The organism is Flavobacterium sp. 9 (genome assembly GCF_002754195.1).
Classification (GTDB): Bacteria; Bacteroidota; Bacteroidia; order Flavobacteriales; family Flavobacteriaceae; genus Flavobacterium.
In genome coordinates this window covers 2,202,431-2,224,845 of the sequence record NZ_PEEU01000001.1, presented here as the reverse complement: position 1 = coordinate 2,224,845, position 22,415 = coordinate 2,202,431, and the positions used below count along the sequence as shown (strand labels likewise).

Genomic DNA, 22,415 nt, shown 5'->3' with positions numbered 1-22,415 from the left:
ATTAAAATTCAAGTTTCTTTTTACGCAATTCGAAGTTTTGTCCAAGATAAACACGGCGAACCATTTCATCTTCTACTAATTCTTCCGGAACTCCGGCTTTCAGGATTCCTCCTTCAAACATTAAGTATGTTTTATCAGTAATAGCTAAAGTTTCCTGAACGTTGTGATCGGTAATTAGAATTCCGATGTTTTTGTTTTTTAACTGCGCTACAATTCTTTGGATATCTTCAACCGCAACAGGGTCAACTCCCGCAAAAGGTTCATCTAATAAAATGAATTTTGGATCAGTTGCCAAAGCACGGGCAATTTCAGTACGACGACGTTCACCTCCCGAAAGTAAATCTCCACGGTTGGTACGAATATGTTCTAAACTAAATTCTTCGATTAAACTTTCCATTTTTGCAATTTGAGCTTCTTTTGAAAGCTTGGTCAATTGCAAAACACTTAGAATATTATCTTCGATGCTTAGTTTTCTAAAAACAGAAGCTTCTTGTGCTAAGTAACCAATTCCTTGTTGTGCACGTTTGTACATAGGATAATCAGTAATATTCAAATCATCTAAATAGATGTTTCCTGAATTAGGTTTTACCAATCCAACAATCATGTAGAATGAAGTTGTCTTTCCAGCACCATTTGGACCCAAAAGTCCCACGATTTCTCCTTGATTTACCTCAACAGAAATTCCTTTTACAACGCTACGACCTTTATAGGTTTTGATTAAATTATCGGCTCTTAATTTCATTTTCTAAGTTTAATCGTTTAAACGTATAAATCGTTTAATCGTCGCAAATTAACGAATAAACGATTCAACAAATAAACCTATTAACAATTATTTAGTTTCTGCTTCTTCCAAAGCTTCCCAAAATTCGTAAGCTCTTCTTAAATGCGGGATTACAATTGTTCCTCCAACCAAAGTTGCGATTCCCATTGCTTCCATCATTTCTTCTTTGGTAACTCCTTCTTTATGGCTGGTTTCTAAGTGATATTTTACACAATCATCACAACGTAAAACTGCCGAAGCTACTAATCCTAAAAGTTCTTTTGTCTTTACATCAAGCGCTCCCGGAGCATAAGCATTGGTGTCCAGATTAAAAATTCGCTTAACAATTTTGTTATTGTCAGCTAATAATTTTTCGTTCATTTTAGAACGATAGTCGTTAAATTCTTGTATGATATCAGACATTTTCTTTCATTTTATTTCTATAAACAACCTTCGAAATCAAAATACTCACTTCGTAGATAAGCAACATTGGTATTGCAACAATAGTTTGACTTACTACATCTGGAGGAGTTACGATTGCAGCGATAACCAAGATGATTACTACAGCATATTTCCAATATTTTCTTAAGAAAGTAGGGGTTACTAATCCTAATTTAGTTAGGAAATATATAGCAATTGGTAATTCAAAAAATACAGCACTTCCAAGAATACTTGTTTTTACCATTCCCATATAAGAATCAAGTGTAAATTGATTTTTTACAACATCACTCACGGAGAAAGTGGCAACGAAATTTACCGACATTGGTATTACAACATAATAACCAAATAATACTCCTAAGAAGAAAAGTAAAGAAGAAACGAAGATAAAAACTTTTGCATTTTTACGCTCTTTCTCATATAATGCCGGGCTGATAAATTTCCAGATTTCCCATAAAATATAAGGGAAACTTAAAATGAATCCGGCCAAAAGACACATCCATACGAATATGTTTACCTGACCTTCCATTTCTGTATTCTGAATAATAAAATTCAGTTCGGTAATACAAATACTGTCAGCAAATCCTAATTGATGTGATAAATCACAAAACCAGCGATAAGTAAAAAATGAGGGTCTTATTGGACCTAAAATAATTTGATCAAACAAATAATCACTTACAAAATAAGTGAAAAATCCCATGATGCAAATTGCAATTGTACTCCTAACTAGTAACCATCTTAATTCTTCAAGATGGTCTAAAAATGACATCTCGCCAAGGTTTTTTTTTGCCATTATACGATTCCTTCTTTTAAAATGTCATGTAAATGTAATACTCCTTTGTACTCGCCGTTGTCAGAGACAATCAGTTGTGTTATTGAAAAATCTTCCAAAATATTCAAGGCGTCAACCGCCATAGTTTCTGAAGATACAAATTTAGGGTTTTTCGACATAATATCTTTTGCGGTTAAATCTGCAATAGTATCTACGTCATTTAGCATTCTTCGGATGTCTCCGTCAGTAATAATTCCGATAATTTTATCATTTTCGATAACGGCTGTTACGCCTAATCTTTTTTCTGAGATTTCAAAGATTACCTTTTTAACTGAAGTTTCCGGAGTAACTTGAGGTTTTAAAGAATGCTCGATCATATCTTTTACACGAAGCAATAGTTTTTTTCCTAAAGCTCCGCCAGGATGATAAACTGCAAAATCTTCAGGTTTAAAATCACGCATTTCCATTAAACAAACTGCAAGTGCGTCGCCCATTACAAGTTGCGCTGTAGTACTGTTTGTTGGTGCTAAATTTATTGGGCAAGCTTCCATTTCGACTGTTGTGTTCAAAACATAGTCAGAACCTTTGGCTAAAGCAGAAGTGATATTTCCGGTAATCGCAATTAAAATATTGCCAAAACGTTTTAATAAAGGCACTAAAACTTTTATTTCAGGACTATTTCCGCTTTTTGAAATACAAATAATGATGTCCTCTTTTTGAATCATTCCTAAATCTCCATGAATAGCTTCTGAAGCATGTAGAAACATAGAAGGTGTTCCTGTTGAGTTAAAAGTGGCAACCATTTTTTGAGCAATAATGGCACTTTTTCCAATGCCTGTAACGATCAATCGGCCTTTGGTTTCGTAAATACGTTGTGTTGCTTCGTAAAAATTTTCGTCCAAAAAATCAATTAACTTTGTAATCGCTTCACTTTCAGAGAGTATGGTTTTCTTGGCGATGGCCAATATATTTTCTTTTGTGATCAAAACAGAATATTTAAAATTTGTATGTATAAAAGAAAGTTGTATCTTTATGTGTTGCAAATTTATACAAAATATCCATTAATATAAAGAATGAATTCAAACGAAATTGAAATACACAAGGAATTAAAGAAGTATTTCGGCTTTAGCCAATTTAAGGGCTTGCAGGAGCAAGTCATTACGAGTATTTTAGATAAAAAGAATACTTTTGTAATTATGCCAACAGGCGGTGGAAAGTCTCTTTGTTATCAATTACCCGCTTTAATTCAGGACGGAACAGCTATCGTTGTTTCTCCTTTAATTGCTTTGATGAAAAATCAGGTTGATGCTATTCGAAGCCTTTCTTCAGAAAACGGAATTGCGCATGTGCTAAATTCCTCTCTTACCAAAACAGAAATTGCGCAAGTAAAAAAAGACATCACTTCTGGTTTAACTAAACTTTTGTATGTCGCACCGGAATCTTTGACAAAAGAAGAATATGTGGCTTTTTTGCAAAGCGTGCCAATTTCATTTGTAGCGATTGATGAAGCACATTGTATTTCAGAATGGGGTCATGATTTTAGGCCTGAATACCGAAATCTGAAAAATATAATTAAACAATTAGGTAAAGTGCCAATTATTGGACTTACCGCAACTGCGACCCCAAAAGTTCAGGAAGATATTCTGAAAAACCTTGATATGTCTGATGCAAATACTTTTAAAGCATCATTCAACAGACCGAACTTATACTACGAAGTTCGCACAAAAACTAAAAATATTGAGTCGGATATCATCCGATTTATCAAACAACATAAAGGCAAATCGGGAATTATTTACTGCTTAAGCCGTAAAAAAGTAGAATCGATTGCCGAAGTTTTACAAGTTAACGGAATCAGTGCTGTTCCTTATCATGCAGGTTTAGATGCTAAAACTCGTGCAAAACATCAGGATATGTTCCTGATGGAAGATGTAGATGTGGTTGTAGCAACAATTGCTTTCGGAATGGGAATCGACAAACCAGACGTTCGTTTTGTAATTCATCATGATATTCCGAAATCACTCGAAAGTTATTATCAGGAAACTGGTCGTGCGGGACGTGATGGAGGCGAAGGACATTGCTTGGCTTACTACTCTTATAAAGATGTAGAAAAGTTAGAGAAATTTATGTCCGGAAAACCAGTTGCTGAACAGGAAATTGGTTTTGCTTTATTGCAGGAAGTTGTGGCTTACGCCGAAACCTCAATGTCGCGTAGAAAATTCTTATTGCACTATTTTGGGGAAGAATTCGATAGCGAAACTGGCGAAGGTGCAGATATGGACGACAACGTTCGCAATCCTAAAACGAGAATTGAAGCCAAAGAACAAGTCGTTAAATTGTTGGAAATCGTTCGCGATACCAAACATATTTATAAATCAAAAGAAATTGTATTTACATTAATTGGTCGTGTAAACGCAGTAATTAAAGCACATAAAACGGATACGCAATCCTTTTTTGGATCAGGTTCAGATCATGACGAAAAATATTGGATGGCATTACTTCGACAAGTTTTAGTTGCAGGTTATTTGTCTAAAGATATTGAGACTTATGGAGTAGTGAAAATCACCAAAGAAGGTTTGAATTTCATTAAAAAGCCAGAATCATTTATGATGTCTGAAGACCATGAATACAATGAAACTGAAGATGAAGCAATCGTAACAGCATCAAAATCATCAGGTACTGCCGATGAAGTTTTAATGGGAATGTTGCGCGAACTTCGTAAAAAAGTGGCCAAAAAACTGGGAGTTCCTCCGTTTGTTGTTTTTCAGGATCCTTCGCTTGAAGATATGGCACTGAAATATCCAATGACTTTAACTGAGTTATACAATATTCACGGTGTTGGAGAAGGTAAAGCAAAGAAATATGGTGGAGAATTTGTTGCCTTAATCAGTCGTTATGTAGAAGATAATGATATTATCCGTCCAGACGATCTTGTGGTGAAATCTACAGGAGTAAATTCTGCCAATAAATTATATATCATTCAAAATATAGATCGAAAATTATCATTGAACGATATTGCTTCTGCAAAAGGGTTATCTATGGATGCTTTAATCAAAGAAATGGAGCAAATCGTTTATTCGGGTACAAAACTGAATATCAAATATTGGGTTGATGATATGCTTGACGACGATCAACAAGAAGAAATTCACGATTATTTCATGGAATCAGAATCCGATAAAATCGAAGACGCGCTTAAAGAATTCGATGGTGATTATGATATTGATGAATTACGCTTAATGCGAATTAAATTTATTAGTGAAGTAGCGAATTAAAAATAAATTCCGAAACAAAAACAAAAAACAAAACAGTAAAATATAAATTCCAAATTCCAGGCTATATAAGCAATTGGAATTTGGAATTTTTTTATTGGAATTTATTCCTCATATATTTCTCCTCGATGCGGTTTCAAAGCATCTCGTACTTGAATCATATTTTCATCGGTTACAACCATAAAAGCAATAGCTTGCATTTCGTTTATGATTTTAAAACCCGTAATATTCAGCGGAAGTTTTTCTATTGCGATATATTCTTTTAGATGAATTTCATGATGTTCGGCTGTTTTTGCCGAAGCCGGACCACGAAAATCCCAAATCAATTTTATTTTTCTAGACATTTTTTTTAGAGGTACATAGGTTCAGAGTGACAAAGGTACAAAGTCTTTTTTGAAAAAAGGTTGTGAGGTTCTGAGATGCTATCCCGAAGCTTCGGGACTGAGTTTTTTTTCTGTAGAGGCGCACTGCAGTGCGTCTAACCTGTTCGCAACAGAAATCTTTTTAATCTAAGTAATCTGTGGTTTAAAATAAATATTAAAGATTTTACAAAGAAGAGAAAAGTTGCTGCGTAATTAAACGCAAAGTATGCTAAGATTTAATTTTTCTTTGCGAATAGAAAACGCAAAGTTCGCAAAGCTATATCAACACAAAGTTTTGCGAACTTTGCGTTTTTGTAAAACCATACCTTAAAAAAACTTAGCGCACTTTGCGGTTAATTATATAAAGTCAGATCAAAATAGTACTTTTGCATGTTCTTTTCATAGATAGAAAAGCTAATTGAATAAATAAAATAAAATGCCAAGAGAACTTTTACTTCAGGTAACTCCAGAAATTGCTGCAAACGAATTATTACTTAAAGACTATTTGTCTAAACAGATAAAAGTTTCTGCTAAGGAAATTCAGCATGTTTCTATTTTAAAACGATCAATTGATGCGCGTCAAAAAGCGATAAAAATCAATCTGAAAGTTATTATTTATCTGCAGGGAGAACCGTTTCAGGAAACAAAAATTGAGCTACCTATATATAAGGACGTTTCAGCGGCACAAGAAGTGATTGTTGTCGGTGCAGGTCCGGCTGGACTTTTTGCTGCTTTGCAATTAATCGAATTAGGCTTAAAGCCAATAGTAATCGAACGTGGAAAAGATGTTCGTGGAAGACGACGTGATCTTAAAGCAATCAATGTTGATCATTTGGTTAACGAAGATTCTAATTACTGCTTTGGCGAAGGCGGAGCAGGAACTTATTCGGATGGAAAATTATATACGCGTTCTAAAAAGCGTGGAGATGTAACCAGAATTCTTGAACTTTTAGTTGCTTTTGGAGCTTCTGAAGATATTTTGGTAGAAGCGCATCCGCATATTGGAACAAATAAATTGCCGAAAATCATTGAAGATATTCGAAACAAAATTATCGAATTTGGTGGTCAGGTTTTGTTTGATACTAAAGTAACTGATATTCTGGTAAAGAATAATGAAGTCGAAGGAATTGTAACGCAAACCGGAGATAAAATTCTAGCTAATAAATTGATTTTAGCAACTGGACATTCGGCGCGTGATATTTTTGAATTACTGGATAAAAAGAAAATATTTATCGAAGCGAAACCTTTTGCTTTAGGAGTTCGCGCAGAACATTCGCAACAATTAATAGATAGTATTCAATATAGCTGTGATTATCGTGGCGAACATTTGCCACCGGCGCCATATTCAATCGTTAAGCAAGTAAACGGTCGCGGAATGTATTCATTCTGTATGTGTCCGGGTGGTGTAATTGCGCCTTGTGCTACAAGTCCAGGCGAAGTTGTTACAAACGGTTGGTCACCATCTAAACGTGATCAGGTTACGGCAAATTCAGGAATTGTAATCGAGTTGAAATTGGAAGATTTTAAACCTTTTGCAAAATTTGGTGCTTTGGCAGGAATGGAATTCCAAAAAAGCATTGAACAAAAAGCGTGGCATTTGGCTGGAGAAACTCAAAAAGTTCCGGCGCAACGAATGGTTGATTTTACCCAAAATAAAGTTTCGGCAGATATTCCTAAAACCTCTTATGTTCCGGGAACTACTTCTGTAGAAATGGGACAGGTTTTTCCTGGTTTCTTATCGCAAATATTACGCGAAGGATTTAAAGAATTCGGAAAATCTATGCGTGGTTATTTGACCAATGAAGCAATTTTGCACGCTCCTGAAAGCAGAACTTCGTCTCCGGTTCGTATTCCAAGAGATCCAATTACTTATGAGCATTTGCAAATAAAAGGTTTGTATCCTTGTGGAGAAGGAGCAGGTTATGCAGGAGGAATTATTTCGGCAGCAATCGATGGTGAAAAATGTGCTTTGATGATTGCTGAAACTTTAAAATAGTATATTTTGATAAAAGACTTCTTTTCTAATTTCTTTGGTAGAAATAACGATCCTAAATCAATCGTTTCTTTTGATGTTATTGACTCTGTTTATACTTCTTTATATAATGGAGAAAATAGATTAGAGATTAAACTGAAAGGTATTTATGATACTGTTTCGGTGAATTTGTATTCGTTTCCAAATTCATTTAATAATGAAGAAGCTCAAAGCGAAATTAAGAAAGCAGGTTTTAAAAATGCTTATGAAGTCTTAAACGAAATCTATAAAAAGCTCAATATTGGAGCTGTTTCTGAAGAAGATATTCAGGCAGAATTAGAATTCGATTATATTCATATTCAGTTTTATACGGAGCCAACTCCAGAAACAAAAAAGTATCTTAAACATGTTTTGCATAATTTTATCATTTTCTTTTGCTGTACGAATAGTTTAGAGACAAATGATTTTAGAATGATTTATAACAATAGTTATTTTCTGGATTATACAAAAGGAATATTGGATGCGGAATACATTGATATAAATGATCCGAAAAACGATACTCAGAAGATAGGCTTTAAAGAATTTGAAAGAGTATTACAGGGAATTTGTCAATACTTAGAAATAGAATTACCGGAAAGTATTGAGCTTCCTTCTCAAGAAAATTTATTACCGGAAGATGTTGAGATTACCCAGGAAACTTTTGAGGAATTTATAAAATTGGTTTCCAGAGGAAATGTAGATGATAAGTTGGTTCAAAAGCAGTCGAAAAAACTTTTAAAGAATTTTAAAAAAGGTCATACAGAATATCATGAAATAGTGCAAGGTCATTGGGCTTTTTTTGAAATTATCGATGCCTGGAACAGCGACTGGAAATTTGATCCTGAAGATGCGGAAGCCTTTATATCGGAAATGATAGGTGAAGATCTTAACTTCGAATATCCGGAAGAAACCTATAGCCATGATTTGTTTCCTTATATACAATCGGCTTTAGAGAAACGTGATCTCGAATTAATGACTTACGATACGCACGGAGATAATTATTTGTTTTTTGTAGCGAATAAAAATGATGTTGGTCGAATTTTAGAATTATCTGAATTGACAAAGATCGAGATTAATCAGTTGTAAAATCGATAGACTTTTTAATAAAAAATAATCGTTAAGAATTCACGAATCATTTTTAAAAGCGTTTTTTGTTTTTAATTTAATTAGTAATTGATGTTGTTGCAGATTCTGCATTGCTACAGTTGTTATTATAAAATTTTACAACTTTTTCAATGTCATCTTTGGTGAATTCTTTTGAGTTTATTTTTTCGACTAAAATTGGACAATCTTTAAAGAAATTACTGGCAGCTTTTTTAAAATTTGTACTAATTCCTTCTGATGTTATTTTAAAAATGTTTGAGTCGCCCTTATGCGAAACATAGTAATTAGTAATTGGAGTTATGCTACCAGAATAATAATAATTGGAAGGTTCTCTCTGGTATAAAGTTGTATTGCCTTCAATAATAACTTTTAGCCATGAAGAAAAGCCATCGGTTGTTATCACATATTTGTAAGTATCCAGGAAAACATATTCACTGGTTTTGATTTTGTCAATCAAAACCTGAGCATAATTTATACTTTCGGTATCTTTATTTAATTTGAATTTGACATCTCCATTCACTTTCATCTTGCCTAAACCTGTCACAGTTGTACCATCCTTGAAATAAATAATACATTTGTTTTTCTGTGAATAACTATTATAGCTAACCATTAGAAGAAAAAGAAGAGATAAAGTGGATATGAAGTGCTTAATAAAATTTTCTTTCATACGTGTTTGTAGGTTGTTATTTTAATTTCAAATCTAAGGAATCATGATTATTTTTCCTGTACTTTTTCGGCTTTCAAGATAATCGTGTGCTAGTTTTCCTTCGGATAATTTGAAAGATGTTGGTGTTGAAAGTGTAATTTTTCCTTCGATAATCCAAGAGAATAATTGATTGGCCCTTTTGATTCTTTCTTCTTTTGAGTTCAAATAACTCCATAAATCTCCTCCAGTTAATGTTTTTGAAGTGTCCATTAACATTCTTGGATTTACAGGTTCAGGATCGCCGCCTGCCATTCCGAAGAAAACAACTTGTCCGCATTCTTTTGTGACTTCAAAACTTTCTGTTAATGTGCTTCCGATGCTGTCGTAAACTACATCGACACCTTTTGGAATCGTTTTAAAAATATCTGATTTCCAATCTTCATTATATAGAAAAACATGATCTGCGCCTTGTTCAAGTGCAACTTTTGCTTTGTCTGAAGAAGAGGTTAAACCAATAACAGTCGCTCCGAGAAGTTTGCTGATTTGTGTTAGAAACTGACCAACTCCGCCAGCAACGGCATGAATTAAAACGGTTTCACCTTTTTGAGTTTTATGGCTGTCTGTTGCTAAATAATGTGCTGTTAAACCTTGCAGTAAAATAGAAGCGGCAGTTTCAAAAGAAATAGCTTCGGGCAAAGGGAGGGCATGATTTGTATTAACGGCAACAAATTCAGCGTTTGCAAAAGGAACATCGGCGAAAGCCACGCGATCTCCAATTTTATATTCCGGATGATTATTAGCATCAACAATAATTCCGGCACCTTCGTAACCTGCAATAAAAGGAGGATTTCCTTTTAAATGATAGTTTCCTTTTCGTCTGTAAACATCGGCAAAATTTAATCCGATGGCTTTCATTTCGACAAGAATTTCATCTTTTTTTAATTGCGGATTCGGAATTTCAATATATTCCAAAACATCAGAATCTCCGAAAGAGGAGAAGGTAAGTGCTTTCATTTTTAATGTGTTTAAGAATACAAAGTACGGTAAAAATCAGTTTAAGTTTTGAAAGCTTTTCTTAAAACTGCATAAAAAAACCTCGCTTAAATATGGCGAGGTTTTGAATTGTTTTTAGTTATGAAGCTAAAACAAATTATATTTTAGGTAATTTCATTTCGTTTAATGTGCTTTTTTGAGCGGCAAGTTTCTCAACATCTTGCCATTTTCTTGGAGATTCAGCAGATAAATTTTCATATGAATCTTTTTTGATTGCAATATCATCTTCGATACGAACACCAATATTCCACCATTTTTTATCGCATTTGCTATTTGCCGGAATATAAATTCCAGGTTCAACAGTGATAATCATATTTTCTTTAAGAGTGCTTTTTGGACCGCTATAATTTCCTTTATCATGAACATCTAAACCGAGAAAATGAGAACAACTGTGCGGATAATAAAGTTTTACATCTTTTGGATCTGTGATGATTCCTAATTTTATTAAACCATTTGCGAGAACGTCTTTTGCAGTATTATTCAAGTCTATAAGAGGTGTTCCTTCTTTGCAGATTTTAAAAACGGCTTCCTGAGCATCGTAAACTAATTGATAAATGGCTTTTTGTTCTTCAGTGAATTTTCCGTTTGCAGGAATTGTTCTGGTAACATCGGCGGAATAACCGTGGTATTCAGATCCAACATCCATTAGTAGTAATTGGTTGTCCATTTTTGTGCTGTTGTTTTCTCCATAATGTAGAATACATCCGTTTGCTCCAGCACCAACAATTGGCGGATAACCTTCGCCTTCGGCACCATATCTGCGGTGAATATAGGCGTGAATTCCGTCAGCTTCATTTTCGCTCATATTTGGTCCAACGGCTTTCATTACTTCGTTGTGTGCAATACAGGAAAGTTTAACGGTTTTACGCATTAATTCCATTTCCTCAGGGGTTTTGATTTCTCTAAGCGTAGATGTAATTGATTTGAAAAGCTCTAGAGAAATAGGATCTTCTTTTGTGATTTCTGCTTTGGTTTTGAAGGTTTGCAGTAATCCAAAAAGGTCAAAACCTGATGTGTTATTTCTAATATCAACAGGGATATTGTCATAAATTATTTTATCGAATTTTTTAAAATCAATTGCGAAATCCTTAAAATCTTTTCCGTTGTAAACGGTAGAAATTCCCAATTGAGATTTCACGCCTTCAACGCCAAGTCGTCTTCCTGTCCACATTTCTTTTCCGGCATTTTTTTCTCTTATAAAAAAAACTTCATTATAGGTTTGATCTGTTCCTTGATTTTCTTTGAAAATTAATAAAACAGCATCGGGCTCTTTGTATCCTGTCAAGTAATACAAATCAGGATTTTGATGGAAATTATAATTAATATCTTTTGAAAAAACTCTTTCGGGATAAGAAAAAATAATCGCGACAGAATTGGCTGGCATAAGATTTCTGAAAGCTTCTCTGCGGCCTTTGTGGAATTCTTTTGAAAGATAATCTGTTGGCAGGTTTTCTTGTGAATGAATTTGATTAACAGTAATTAAGAAAACAAATAATAGAAATAATCGTTTCATTTGATGGTTTTTAGTTTTGGTTCTTGATTGATTTGTTGTTGCAAATTACAAAAAAAAATGAATTGATTTTTGTGTAAAAAGTTTGCCGCGAATTTCTCTAATTTTTATGTTATCAACGTAAAAATATAATTCGTGTAAATTAGTGCAATTTGTGGCAAAAAAGAGCATAAAAAAAACCGTCCATAAAAATGGACGGCAACTATTATTAACCAGATAAAGTATTTTTATTTCTTTTTTAATTTGTCTTTAAAGACCTTTTCGAATTTTTCGATTTTGGGCTGAATTACCATTTTGCAATACGGCTGATTTTTATTATTCGCATAATAATTCTGATGATAATCTTCGGCTTTATAGAAAGCTTTAAAAGGTTCTATTTTTGTCACAATCGGACTATCGTAAACTTTTGCTTTGTTAAGATCTGCGATAATGCTTTGCGCTGCCTTTTTTTGTTCTTCATTTTTATAAAAGATCACGGAACGATATTGAGTTCCAACATCTGCACCTTGTCGGTTTAAAGTCGTTGGATCGTGAACGGTGAAGAAAACTTTAAATATTTCATTTATATCGGTTACGTTTTTATCAAAGGTAATTTGTACGACTTCGGCATGACCGGTTGTTCCCGTGCAAACTTCTTCATAACTTGGGTTAGCTACTTTTCCTCCTGAAAATCCTGAAACCACAGATTTTACTCCGTCAAGATTTTCATAAACAGCTTCTACGCACCAATAACATCCTCCGCCAAGGGTAATCGTTTCTAGGTTTGAGGCTTTTTTATTTTGCGCAAATCCGTTTAAGGATAAGGCAAAAAGGCAAATCAATATTGTATTTTTCATGTCTTTGTTATTTGTTATCAGGAATAAAATCTAATGCAATCGAATTCATGCAATAACGTTTTCCGGTTGGGGCAGGTCCGTCATCGAATAAATGTCCTAAATGTCCGCCACAACGACCACAAAGCGCTTCGATTCTTTCCATTCCCAGAGAATTATCGTTTTTGTAAACCACACTTTTTTTGTTGTCTTGTTCAAAAAAACTTGGCCATCCGCAGCTGCTTGCAAACTTGGCGCCGGATCTAAAAAGTAAATTTCCGCAGGAAGCGCAATAATAAGTTCCTTTTTCGTCAGTTTTCCAATATTTTCCTGTAAAAGGTCTTTCGGTATCTGCTTCACGCATTACGGCGTAAATATCATCGGGAAGTACTTTTTTCCATTCCGCATTACTCACATTTAGTTTCGTGGTATCTGTATTCGAATAATAAGGATTTCCGGGTTTAGAGATTTTGTTTTCCATGACCACTGTTTTTGTATTTTGTTTTTTTGCGCTTTGTCCACATGCTTGTAAAATAAAAAGCGGAATTAAAAAGCAAAGGCTAAAGATTTGAGTTTTTGTTTTCATTGTTTTTGTGTGCTTTAATTCTGTATTTCAAAGATACGACGAGATTTTACCTCGAAATGTCGTGTACTTTATAATTCAGATTTATTTAAGTATGTTTTAACTTTTTATTATTTACGAAAAATAACATGTTGTAGTTTTTATGTCTTATTTTTAAAGGTTTTTAAGAAGGAGAGTAGTTGTAAATATTTGTAAATCAGTTTTGTATAAAATGCAATGCTCGTTAAACTTTTCACAATCTTTTCTAAGATTTTCAAGCCATTTCTTTTTTCGTATTTTTGTTTGTACAAAACGCCCTAATGATAGAAGAAAACGTAATACTAGTTAATCAAAATGATGAGCAAATTGGCTTAATGCCAAAATTAGAAGCACATGAAAAAGCACTATTACATCGCGCTTTTTCGGTTTTTATTTTAAATAGTAAAAACGAGATTATGCTACAGCAGCGTGCTCATCAAAAATACCACTCACCTTTACTCTGGACAAATACTTGCTGTAGTCATCAGCGTGAAGGCGAAACGAATATTGAAGCAGGAAGCAGACGATTGTTTGAAGAAATGGGTTTTAAAACAGAATTGAAAGAACTGTTTCATTTTATTTATAAAGCTCCTTTTGATAATGGTCTTACAGAACATGAATTAGATCATGTTATGATTGGATATTATAATGAGAATCCGGATATAAACTTCGAAGAAGTCGAAGCCTGGAAATGGATGAAGATTGAAGATGTAAAAAGTGATATTGAAAAACAGCCCGAGATTTATACCGTTTGGTTCAAAATAATTTTTGATGAATTTTATCATTATTTAGAAGACCATAAAATATAAAACCATAACAACCAAAAGCCTAAATGAAAGTAACCATATCAAGAAAAGCACATTTTAATGCTGCACATCGATTGCATAGAAAAGACTGGACATTTGAAAAAAATAATGCTGTTTTTGGAAAATGTAACAATCCTAATTTTCATGGTCATAATTATGGTTTAACAGTAAGTGTTACAGGAAAAATTGACCCAGAAACTGGTTTTGTTTTAGATGTGAAAGTATTAGCGGATATTATACTCGAAGAAGTAGAAATACCGTTTGATCACAAAAATCTGAATCTGGATGTTCCGGAATTTCAGGATTTGAATCCAACTGCAGAAAATATTGCAGTTGTGATATGGAATAAAATTAGAAAAAGAATTCAGCCCGATTTTGACTTAGAAATCGTTTTGAATGAAACGGACCGCAATTTTGTAACTTATAAAGGAGAATAATAAATGTCATTAAAAATAGGAGATATAGTTCCGAATTTTACTGCAAAAGATAGTCATGGTGAAGTTTTTGAAAGCCAAAGTGTTTTGGGGCGGAAACCACTCGTGATTTATTTTTACCCAAAAGATAATACGCCTGGTTGTACTACCGAAGCTTGTAGTTTTAGAGATCAATACGAAGATTTCAAAGACTTGGGAGCTGAGGTTATTGGTATAAGCAGTGATAGTATAAAATCACATCAAAAATTTGCCAAAAAACATCAATTGCCTTTTATACTGTTATCAGATCAGGATAAAAGATTACGACACCTTTTTGGCGTTCGTGATACTTTATTTGGCCTTGTGCCAGGAAGAGTGACATATGTTATTGATCGAAATGGCGTTGTTATTTTGATTTTTGATAGTATGAATGCTGCAAAACACATCCCAAAAGCACTTGAGACTATTAAAGAATTAGTATCGTAAAACTCAGTGTTTAACTAATAATATTAGCCAAATAAATATATTCATGAAGCCGAAATTATATCCATTGCAATTTGAACCAATTCTGAAAGAAAGAATTTGGGGAGGAGAAAAACTAAAAACAGTTCTTAATAAACCAATTGTTTCTAAAATTACTGGCGAAAGCTGGGAATTGTCTACCGTAGAAGGCGATGTAAGTGTTATTGCTAATGGAACTTTGAAAGGAAAATCATTAATGGATCTTATTGATGAAACGCCAAGCGAAATTCTGGGAACAGAAGTTTATAAGCGTTTTGGAAAACAGTTTCCGTTACTTTTTAAATATCTGGATGCTCGTGAAGATCTTTCGATACAAGTTCATCCAAATGATAAATTAGCAAAAGAACGTCACAATTCTTTTGGTAAAACCGAAATGTGGTACGTTCTGCAAGCTGATACTGATGCAAGAATTATTGTTGGTTTTAAAGAAGATTCAAGTAAAGAAGAATATTTAGAACATTTACACAATAATACATTGGTTTCTATTCTTGATGATGTAAAAGCAAAAGTTGGTGATGTTTTCTTTTTAGAAACCGGAACCGTTCATGCTATTGGCGCCGGACTTGTGGTTGCCGAAATTCAGCAAACTTCGGATATTACATATCGTTTATATGATTTTGATCGCGTCGATGCTAACGGAAATAAAAGAGAACTTCATGTAGATTTAGCACTTGATGCTATAAACTATAATAAGGTTGATACACAAAAAAAATACGAGACAAAAGCAGATACTTCAAATGTAGTTGTTGATTGTCCTTATTTTACCACGAATTTTATTCCGTTGCAAGATAAAATAACGGTTTCTAAATCCGGAGCGATTTTTACCGTTTATATGTGTATCGAAGGAAGTTTTGAAATCGAATATGATGGTTTTAAAGAAGTGTATCAAAAAGGAGATACCGTTTTAGTTCCTGCTGAGATAAATGCATTTTTCTTAACTGGAAATGCTTCAATTTTAGAAATTTACATTTCATAGCGCTTAATAAAAAGATTATGTGTACTTTTGCAGTCGCAAATTAAAATAAAAATAAAAATGGCAAACGTTAAAAATTTAAAGAAAGACATCAACTTCGTATTAGGAGATATTATTGAGGCAATTTACTTATTTGAAATGTCTACTACAGGAAATCCTACTCCGGAAACGAATGCTTTGATCGATCAGGCTATTGCAGCTTTTGATACTTTGATCACTAAAGTGAATGCTAAGAACGTTGAAAACAAAAAAGCACACTTCAAACAAATCAATGTTGAATTGGAAGAAACTGCTAATCAATTGATTGCTAAAATCAACGAATTGTAAGCAAAAAAAAGTATAAAAAAGTGCAAATTTATTTTGGTAAAACGAAAAACCGCTTTATATTTGCACCCGTAATGAGTCGCCAGCGTAGCTCAGTTGGCTAGAGCAGCTGATTTGTAATCAGCAGGTCGTGGGTTCGAGTCCCTCCGCCGGCTCAACAAAACCATCACTTTTTAGTGGTGGTTTTTTAATAAAATAAGCAGTAAATTTATTTTGGAAATTACAAAAATCCATTTTATATTTGCACCCGTAATGAGTCGCCAGCGTAGCTCAGTTGGCTAGAGCAGCTGATTTGTAATCAGCAGGTCGTGGGTTCGAGTCCCTCCGCCGGCTCAACGGAAAACCATCACTTTTTAGTGGTGGTTTTTTTTTGATCTAAACCGAACTAAAAACTACGTTTTAACTTATTGAAATTTAAAAGAGAATACAGATCAATACAAAAGCATGTTGAGAAATTTAAAGTATTTTGTATTGACTAATTATTTTAACCGCAAAGTTTGCAAAGTTTTTTATACATATCGGATTTTATAAAAACACAAAGTTCGCAAAGCTGTATCAACACAAAGCTTTGCGAACTTTGTGTTTTTTACACCTACTATTAGATAAGAATCTTAGCGTACTTTGCGGTTAAATTCATTCTTAGTTTTTATAACTCCACAGGTTTTTGTATTGATCCAGAGAATACGATAATATTTTTCTTATGTTTGTTGCTTAACCAAAAAAAATAATAATAAACATGGAAGAAACTTCTGTATTTGAAAAATTTGAATTGCAGCTAAACGAAACTGCAAAAGACTTTTTGAAAGAAACCGCAAAATGGGCCAACTTTTTATCAATTTTAGGCTTTGTTGGAATTGGACTTATGCTAATATTTGCTGTTTTTGCAGGAAGTATTTTTTCGGCAATGGGAAGTACTATGCCTGGAATGGGAGGAATGGGAGGTTCTTTTGGGATAATAATGGCATTTGTATATGTTTTTATCGCAGCAATTTATTTTTTCCCGGTTTATTATCTTAATAAGTTTGCGGTAAATGCTAAAAGAGCTTTTAGAGATAATGATTCAGAAGCATTGACGAATTCTTTTGGATATCTAAAATCACACTATAAATTTATTGGTATTTTGACGGTAGCTATCTTAGTATTGTATGGGCTTATATTTGTATTTGGAATTCTGGGCGCTGTATTGAGAGGATAAATTAGATTTCTAATAAGTATTTATATAACAAAAGGAGGCTGTTTTAAAAGATAGTCTCCTTTTGTATAAATATGATTTTGGCTTTTAGTATAAAGTGCATTGTGATACTATAAAAGGGATTCGTTTCGATTTGATATTTCAATAGGGTTGAGATGTTTTTATCGTCCAAATTTTTGATGTGCGGCCGTAAATTGCCCGCACGACATAGCAGCCAAAATTGAGATTTCACCAGCTAAACAAACATTAATAGCAATTTCGGCAAGTTTAGTGCTTTTACCAGGACCATAACAGTCAATTAATTGTAAACACTCTTTTTGTGTTGGAAAAGAAGTTCCGCCGCCAACTGTGCCAACAATTATATTAGGCATTGTGATTGCGCAATATAAATCTCCATTTTCGTCTATTTCCATTCTTGTTAAAGCTGTAGAAGCTTCTCCGGTGCAAGCGACATCCTGACCGCATGCTATGAAAAGTGCTGCAAGCGCATTAGCGGGATGCATTCCTGTGCCATTACTACCACATTTTATGGCGCCCGAAGTTGTTATTTTCCATTGTTGCTGTAAGAGTTCAGGAGTTGTTTTTAGTACAGATTCGATAACGTTTCTTTTTAGTGTGATTTCAGAAGTTATTTTCTTTCCGCGTACTCTTGTGGACAATGATGTTGATTTTTTATCTCCGGATGTATTTCCTTCAATAGTCCAAAAAACAGGTTTCGTTGGGCAGTTTTCAAGGATATATTTACAGATTCTGTCTGTACATATCGTAACCATGTTTTGACCTGATGCATCTCCAGAGGTATATTCAAATCTTAAAATCAGAATATTTCCTTCTATGTTTATTCCCACATCATTTAAGATGGCATAATTACTGGATTCTCGGGTTAATGAGCTAAATATTTCTTTATGGTCTAATACAAATGTTACAAATTTTCCAAGATCAATTAAATTTTTAAATTTAAAGGTTGGTGTTCTTTGTACTCCTTCTTGTAATGTAATTGTGGTAATTGCACCAGATTCTCTACAAGCTTTTGCGCCTCTGTTGTATGATGCCAATAATGTGCCTTCGGTGGTTGCAAGTGGAACATAAAATGCTCCTTGTGCATGTGTGCCATTAATTACTATTGGACCGATAATTCCAGTAGGAATTTGCGTCATGCCAATATAATTTTCAATATTCCCTTTTAAACTTTCGTTGTCTTTGAATACTTTTTCTCCGGATAAGTAATCGACATTTGTACTTAATTGTTTTCGAATAAAATCTAAACGCAATTTTTGACCGTTTAAAGAATAAGGATCGAGTTTAGGAATTGTCTCTAATTCTGGGCTAAGTTTTGAATTGTAAGATTCAAGTTTTTCGATTACAGATGAATTAATAAAATCAAACTTTGCACGACTAATAATACTAGGTGGATTTTTCATAATTTTTTTATTTAGGATGAGCTAAGTTACTCCAAATGAAAAATAATTGAATGAAAATTCCGAACTATTTTTATATAATTATCTTATTATCAGATATTTAAGAATTTAAAAAATATACTAAAAAAAAGGACATAAAAAAATCCTGTTTTAATAAAAAAACAGGATTAAGAGTATTGTAAAAAAGATCAGTTGATGTCTTGTTATAACTTCAAAAATCTATTTTTGCTGTTGCTTTTTAATCTCAGCAACATATTTGGTTAACTTTTTTCCGTAAAGTGATTGCGCAACTTTTGGAGTCATTGATTTTTGAATCGTATCAAGGAATTTGATATTGATATCATAAATCTCTGCTAATGCAATATAAGGTGCGATTTCGTGATCTTTGTTGTTAATAGCAAAGTTTGTAGCGTATAGATATTTTCTTCTGATATTTGAAGATTGTTTTGCGTCAATACTATCAATTGCTTTTTGATCTTTTCTTTTTAAGGCTTTAAATCTTGGTTCAACCAAAGAAAGATTCTCCCCAATAAAACGAGAATTTATTTTTTGATATTGCTCATACAATTCCTGATTTTTAGATCCGGTGATTTTAGCGCTATAAATAAAATTATCCAGATTAGTATCAATATTGATGTTTCCTGGTTCTGCAAAAAATAAAATGTTATTGTCTAATGAATTGGTTACTCCGCGATCCAGGAATAAATACAACATTTCAGGAGATTCTAATTTTATATCTCTTTCAAAAGTTGAATTTCCGTCAATTTTGATACTGTCAATAGCAACAAGAGAAGTATCAACAATTCTTTGAATATATAAAGTTCCTTTTTTTAATCCTTTTATATTTCCGGTAATATGTAAGTTGTCTGTAGATTCTTTTTTGCTACAAGATGCTAATACAGCGAGAGTAAAAAAGGCAATAATTGATTTTTTCATTGGTTTTTTAGATTTGGCTGCAAAATAAAGAAAATAGTTTGAATGTATAGATGTAGTTGTTAAATTTTGCTAAAAAATAAATCCCAATCTGAAAATAGATTGGGATTCTTATTATTTATGGAAGAAAATTCTTTTACATTACTAAATTGAAAATCTTTCCGTTTTCGTGAGTATAAGTGTATTTACCGTCACAATCATTGTTTCCGTAATCAACAACTCCGTTTAAGGCTCCACCCTGAACTTTCAATTTTCCTTTAGAAATAAAAGTACAAGAATATTTTTTTACCAATGTTTCCAGAACTGTCAAGGTTAATGTTCCTCCTTTATCAGACGTTACGGTGTGAGTTCCGTCAGTCATTTCATATACATTATCACTTAATAAAAAAGGAGTATCAACACCTGCAGTTTGTTTTACTGTGCATGTGCCTGAACTTGTAAAGGTTTTTCCTTGTGTATCAGTTAATTTTCCATTTGTCACTTTTCTAGTCCATTGTGGTACAGTTGGAGTCGTTGTCGTGTTTGTGTATTCAATAGTTCCTTCTACTTTTAATCCATTGATAGAGTAGCCAATTCTTTCGATGGTCATTTTGCTTCCCGTTGAGGTTACAGGTCCGGAAACAGTGATTTGTAATTTTCCTTTTCTTGTAAGTTGGTCAGTTGTGCAACCTGCAGTTCCAAAATCTAAAGTAAATACTTTTGGGTAAGTGTCTGTTGTTGGAGATACTGTGAGTGTACCGCAAATTCCTGCTGGAGGAGTTTCGGTTGGTTTTCCGGTCGAAGCAGTTGGTGTTGTTATAAGTAATCCTGTGTTGATGTCCATTTCGTTTACGGCGTCAATCGCTATAGAGGCTCCAACTGAAGTTACATCCATTTGCTGAACAATACTGTCATTGTTAGAACATGAAACATAAGTTAGCGCTGTGGTACAAACTGCTAGAAATAAAAGGATCGTTTTTTTCGTATTTTTCATATTGTTTTTTTGTTTGAGTTAGATAAATGGGATTCAAATGTAATAAAAAATAAATTGCAATAAAAAAATCCTATAAGTGGGACTTATAGGATTTTATAAACGTTATTTTATGTAATAATGTTTTATAGCAGATTCATTTTTTAAACAGTTTTGTAATATTCGCTTTTGGCTCTTCTGATTTCTTTATATTTTTCCCAATCAAATTTCGTTAAAAATTCTGCTGCTTTTTGGGCTCCGCGTATAAAGAGGTCAATTTTTGCATCTTCGGTCAAATTGAAGTTTAACCAATTGTGGCTTCCGGTATCAATATATCCAATGAGGTTTTTAAAATCCGGATTCTTTCTTAAAAATTCAGAGTCGTAACCATACCTTGCAGTGTCAAACATAGAGCTAACAACATTGGTTATTTTTTCGTTTTTATTAATTTCATTTTTATCGTATCCCAATTTAATTCCAAAAGTAGGAGAGGCTGGAACTGTTAGGTTTTCATGAAAAATATCAATTGGGAAATTCGAAATTATACCTCCATCCATAAACATAACTTCAGATGGAACTGAGGTTCTCAAGCAGGTTGCTTCATTCCATTTGTTCCATGCTTCAACTCCTCCGGGAATATTTTGAATTTTAAAAGGTGTAAAGAAAAGCGGAATCGACATCGAAGCCCGAACGAAATCTGCAGGATTCTGAACATCCGGATTCGAATAAAATAAATCAATCATTTTTGGGAATACAATTTTGCTCTCTGTTGTAATGTCTGCTGCAATTATTGCCATTTCGCACCAATGATCAGGTCGGTTGTAGATTTCTTTGTCGCCTTGCTTTACCTGATTTATTCTAAATAATTGATTGTCGTCCGAAACTCCTTTTAATCTTAAAGCTTTAAGATCGGCATAATTTTTTATTCCTTTTTGTGAAAGAAGATTAGACATCCATTGATGGAAATTTTTACCGGGATTTAATCCAAGATCGTCTTTGAAATTATCAACGACTTGACTTCCTTTTAAAATTAATTTCAGATTACTGGAATCGCTTAATAATGCATCAATAAATTCGCGTGCATCATGATCACCATCTACAAAATCATACAGGTTTTTATTACAGAGACAATCTAATATCCATTCTGATTTCTGAATATCGCAAGTTCCTGCTGCGGCCATTAGCATCGTATTAATACTTCCGGCTGAAGTTCCGGCGAGACTTAGAAAACGAATTCCTACTTGTTCAAGAACATAAACATAGCCAACGAGAGCAATGCCTAATACACCACCGCCTTCTTGCACGAGATCTACATATTGGCAATTATTATTGTCTGTAATATCTGAGAATTTTTTATTCTTTATTTCTTCCTTTAATTCTTTTAGAATGGTTAAGACTTCTCCGTTTTCAGTAAATTTTCTTTTATCCATGATTTCTAGGATTAAATATTGACTTTCAGTGAGTTGTGTTTAAGGGATAATAAAATTATAGAATTCATTCTTCTCGGGAAAGGGGACAAACACCCTTTTTTAATTGTAATTGATTGGCAT

At 33.4% G+C, this 22,415-nt stretch carries 23 protein-coding genes and 2 tRNA genes; 11 read left to right on the top strand and 14 right to left on the bottom strand.

The genetic code is table 11. The annotated features are described in order from the left end of the window. Window position 1: 1 nt before the first annotated feature. From lptB to CLU81_RS08775, 4 genes are all read right to left on the bottom strand, one after another. The gene (gene lptB / locus CLU81_RS08790; RefSeq protein ID WP_017494919.1) at window positions 2-742 is read right to left on the bottom strand and encodes an LPS export ABC transporter ATP-binding protein; all 741 of its coding nucleotides are present in this window, start codon (window positions 740-742) and stop codon (window positions 2-4) included. A gap of 87 nt (window positions 743-829) precedes the next feature. Next, complete coding sequence (locus tag CLU81_RS08785) at window positions 830-1,183, bottom strand: carboxymuconolactone decarboxylase family protein (RefSeq protein ID WP_089055264.1); 354 nt, start codon at window positions 1,181-1,183, stop codon at window positions 830-832. Continuing rightward, window positions 1,176-1,991 (bottom strand): twin-arginine translocase subunit TatC, encoded by an 816-nt coding sequence (tatC, locus tag CLU81_RS08780; protein ID WP_099709468.1) that lies wholly within the window; start codon window positions 1,989-1,991, stop codon window positions 1,176-1,178. Before tatC ends, CLU81_RS08785 begins: the two co-directional genes overlap by 8 nt. Beyond that, window positions 1,991-2,956, bottom strand: a complete 966-nt coding sequence (locus tag CLU81_RS08775) for an SIS domain-containing protein (protein WP_199174559.1) — start codon at window positions 2,954-2,956, stop codon at window positions 1,991-1,993. The genes tatC and CLU81_RS08775 overlap by 1 nt, the downstream gene beginning before the upstream one ends. A gap of 87 nt (window positions 2,957-3,043) precedes the next feature. Here CLU81_RS08775 and recQ point away from each other — a divergent pair, with 87 nt between their 5' ends. Continuing rightward, on the top strand, window positions 3,044-5,239 hold the full coding sequence (gene recQ, locus CLU81_RS08770; RefSeq protein ID WP_099709467.1) for a DNA helicase RecQ: 2,196 nt from the start codon (window positions 3,044-3,046) through the stop codon (window positions 5,237-5,239). 101 nt (window positions 5,240-5,340) lie between these two features. Here the strand turns inward: recQ and CLU81_RS08765 are convergent, their stop codons facing one another. Further along, on the bottom strand, window positions 5,341-5,580 hold the full coding sequence (locus CLU81_RS08765; RefSeq protein WP_099709466.1) for a hypothetical protein: 240 nt from the start codon (window positions 5,578-5,580) through the stop codon (window positions 5,341-5,343). Window positions 5,581-6,034: 454 nt separating this feature from the next. On the opposite strand from CLU81_RS08765, the gene CLU81_RS08760 reads away from it, so the two are divergent. Together CLU81_RS08760 and CLU81_RS08755 are read left to right on the top strand one after the other, a co-directional pair. Continuing rightward, entirely contained in the window at window positions 6,035-7,594 is a 1,560-nt protein-coding gene (locus CLU81_RS08760; RefSeq protein ID WP_099709465.1) for an NAD(P)/FAD-dependent oxidoreductase, read from the top strand. Between the two features lie 6 nt (window positions 7,595-7,600). After that, entirely contained in the window at window positions 7,601-8,695 is a 1,095-nt protein-coding gene (locus tag CLU81_RS08755; RefSeq protein ID WP_233209683.1) for a hypothetical protein, read from the top strand. A gap of 76 nt (window positions 8,696-8,771) precedes the next feature. Here CLU81_RS08755 and CLU81_RS08750 read toward each other — a convergent pair whose 3' ends face one another. The 5 genes from CLU81_RS08750 to msrB form a co-directional block, all read right to left on the bottom strand. Continuing rightward, window positions 8,772-9,323 carry a hypothetical protein gene (locus CLU81_RS08750; protein WP_099709464.1) on the bottom strand — a complete coding sequence of 184 codons (552 nt, stop codon included), beginning with the start codon at window positions 9,321-9,323 and terminating at the stop codon, window positions 8,772-8,774. 90 nt (window positions 9,324-9,413) lie between these two features. Beyond that, complete coding sequence (locus CLU81_RS08745) at window positions 9,414-10,373, bottom strand: quinone oxidoreductase (protein ID WP_099709463.1); 960 nt, start codon at window positions 10,371-10,373, stop codon at window positions 9,414-9,416. Between the two features lie 136 nt (window positions 10,374-10,509). Continuing rightward, window positions 10,510-11,925, bottom strand: a complete 1,416-nt coding sequence (locus tag CLU81_RS08740) for an aminopeptidase P N-terminal domain-containing protein (RefSeq protein WP_099709462.1) — start codon at window positions 11,923-11,925, stop codon at window positions 10,510-10,512. Window positions 11,926-12,149: 224 nt separating this feature from the next. Further along, the gene (gene msrA / locus CLU81_RS08735; RefSeq protein ID WP_099709461.1) at window positions 12,150-12,758 is read right to left on the bottom strand and encodes a peptide-methionine (S)-S-oxide reductase MsrA; all 609 of its coding nucleotides are present in this window, start codon (window positions 12,756-12,758) and stop codon (window positions 12,150-12,152) included. Between the two features lie 7 nt (window positions 12,759-12,765). Further along, window positions 12,766-13,320 (bottom strand): peptide-methionine (R)-S-oxide reductase MsrB, encoded by a 555-nt coding sequence (msrB, locus tag CLU81_RS08730; protein ID WP_099709460.1) that lies wholly within the window; start codon window positions 13,318-13,320, stop codon window positions 12,766-12,768. A 296-nt stretch (window positions 13,321-13,616) separates the two neighbouring features. Between msrB and idi the strand changes: the two genes are divergently transcribed. The 8 genes from idi to CLU81_RS08690 all read left to right on the top strand — a co-directional run bounded on the left by idi (window position 13,617) and on the right by CLU81_RS08690 (window position 17,568). After that, complete coding sequence (gene idi / locus CLU81_RS08725) at window positions 13,617-14,144, top strand: isopentenyl-diphosphate Delta-isomerase (protein WP_099709459.1); 528 nt, start codon at window positions 13,617-13,619, stop codon at window positions 14,142-14,144. 23 nt (window positions 14,145-14,167) lie between these two features. Beyond that, the gene (locus CLU81_RS08720) at window positions 14,168-14,578 is read left to right on the top strand and encodes a 6-carboxytetrahydropterin synthase (RefSeq protein WP_065450939.1); all 411 of its coding nucleotides are present in this window, start codon (window positions 14,168-14,170) and stop codon (window positions 14,576-14,578) included. Window positions 14,579-14,581: 3 nt separating this feature from the next. After that, entirely contained in the window at window positions 14,582-15,040 is a 459-nt protein-coding gene (locus CLU81_RS08715) for a peroxiredoxin (RefSeq protein ID WP_099709458.1), read from the top strand. 43 nt (window positions 15,041-15,083) lie between these two features. Next, window positions 15,084-16,052 (top strand): type I phosphomannose isomerase catalytic subunit, encoded by a 969-nt coding sequence (locus tag CLU81_RS08710; protein ID WP_099709457.1) that lies wholly within the window; start codon window positions 15,084-15,086, stop codon window positions 16,050-16,052. 57 nt (window positions 16,053-16,109) lie between these two features. Continuing rightward, a complete protein-coding gene (locus tag CLU81_RS08705) occupies window positions 16,110-16,376 on the top strand; it encodes a hypothetical protein (RefSeq protein WP_026982865.1) in 267 nt (88 codons plus the stop codon). Window positions 16,377-16,454: 78 nt separating this feature from the next. Continuing rightward, window positions 16,455-16,528 (top strand) — tRNA-Thr (locus CLU81_RS08700). A gap of 104 nt (window positions 16,529-16,632) precedes the next feature. Beyond that, window positions 16,633-16,706 (top strand) — tRNA-Thr (locus tag CLU81_RS08695). A gap of 403 nt (window positions 16,707-17,109) precedes the next feature. Continuing rightward, window positions 17,110-17,568, top strand: coding sequence for a hypothetical protein (locus CLU81_RS08690; protein ID WP_099709456.1), 459 nt, complete (start codon window positions 17,110-17,112; stop codon window positions 17,566-17,568). A gap of 158 nt (window positions 17,569-17,726) precedes the next feature. Here the strand turns inward: CLU81_RS08690 and CLU81_RS08685 are convergent, their stop codons facing one another. From CLU81_RS08685 to CLU81_RS08670, 4 genes are all read right to left on the bottom strand, one after another. Next, window positions 17,727-18,986: a hydroxymethylglutaryl-CoA reductase gene (locus tag CLU81_RS08685; protein WP_099709455.1), complete on the bottom strand. Its 1,260-nt coding sequence runs from the start codon at window positions 18,984-18,986 to the stop codon at window positions 17,727-17,729. A 216-nt stretch (window positions 18,987-19,202) separates the two neighbouring features. Beyond that, window positions 19,203-19,919 carry a DUF4369 domain-containing protein gene (locus CLU81_RS08680; protein ID WP_099709454.1) on the bottom strand — a complete coding sequence of 239 codons (717 nt, stop codon included), beginning with the start codon at window positions 19,917-19,919 and terminating at the stop codon, window positions 19,203-19,205. A gap of 133 nt (window positions 19,920-20,052) precedes the next feature. Continuing rightward, the gene (locus CLU81_RS08675; RefSeq protein WP_099709453.1) at window positions 20,053-20,889 is read right to left on the bottom strand and encodes a hypothetical protein; all 837 of its coding nucleotides are present in this window, start codon (window positions 20,887-20,889) and stop codon (window positions 20,053-20,055) included. Window positions 20,890-21,029: 140 nt separating this feature from the next. Then, on the bottom strand, window positions 21,030-22,295 hold the full coding sequence (locus tag CLU81_RS08670; protein ID WP_099709452.1) for a patatin-like phospholipase family protein: 1,266 nt from the start codon (window positions 22,293-22,295) through the stop codon (window positions 21,030-21,032). Window positions 22,296-22,415 lie beyond the last annotated feature (120 nt).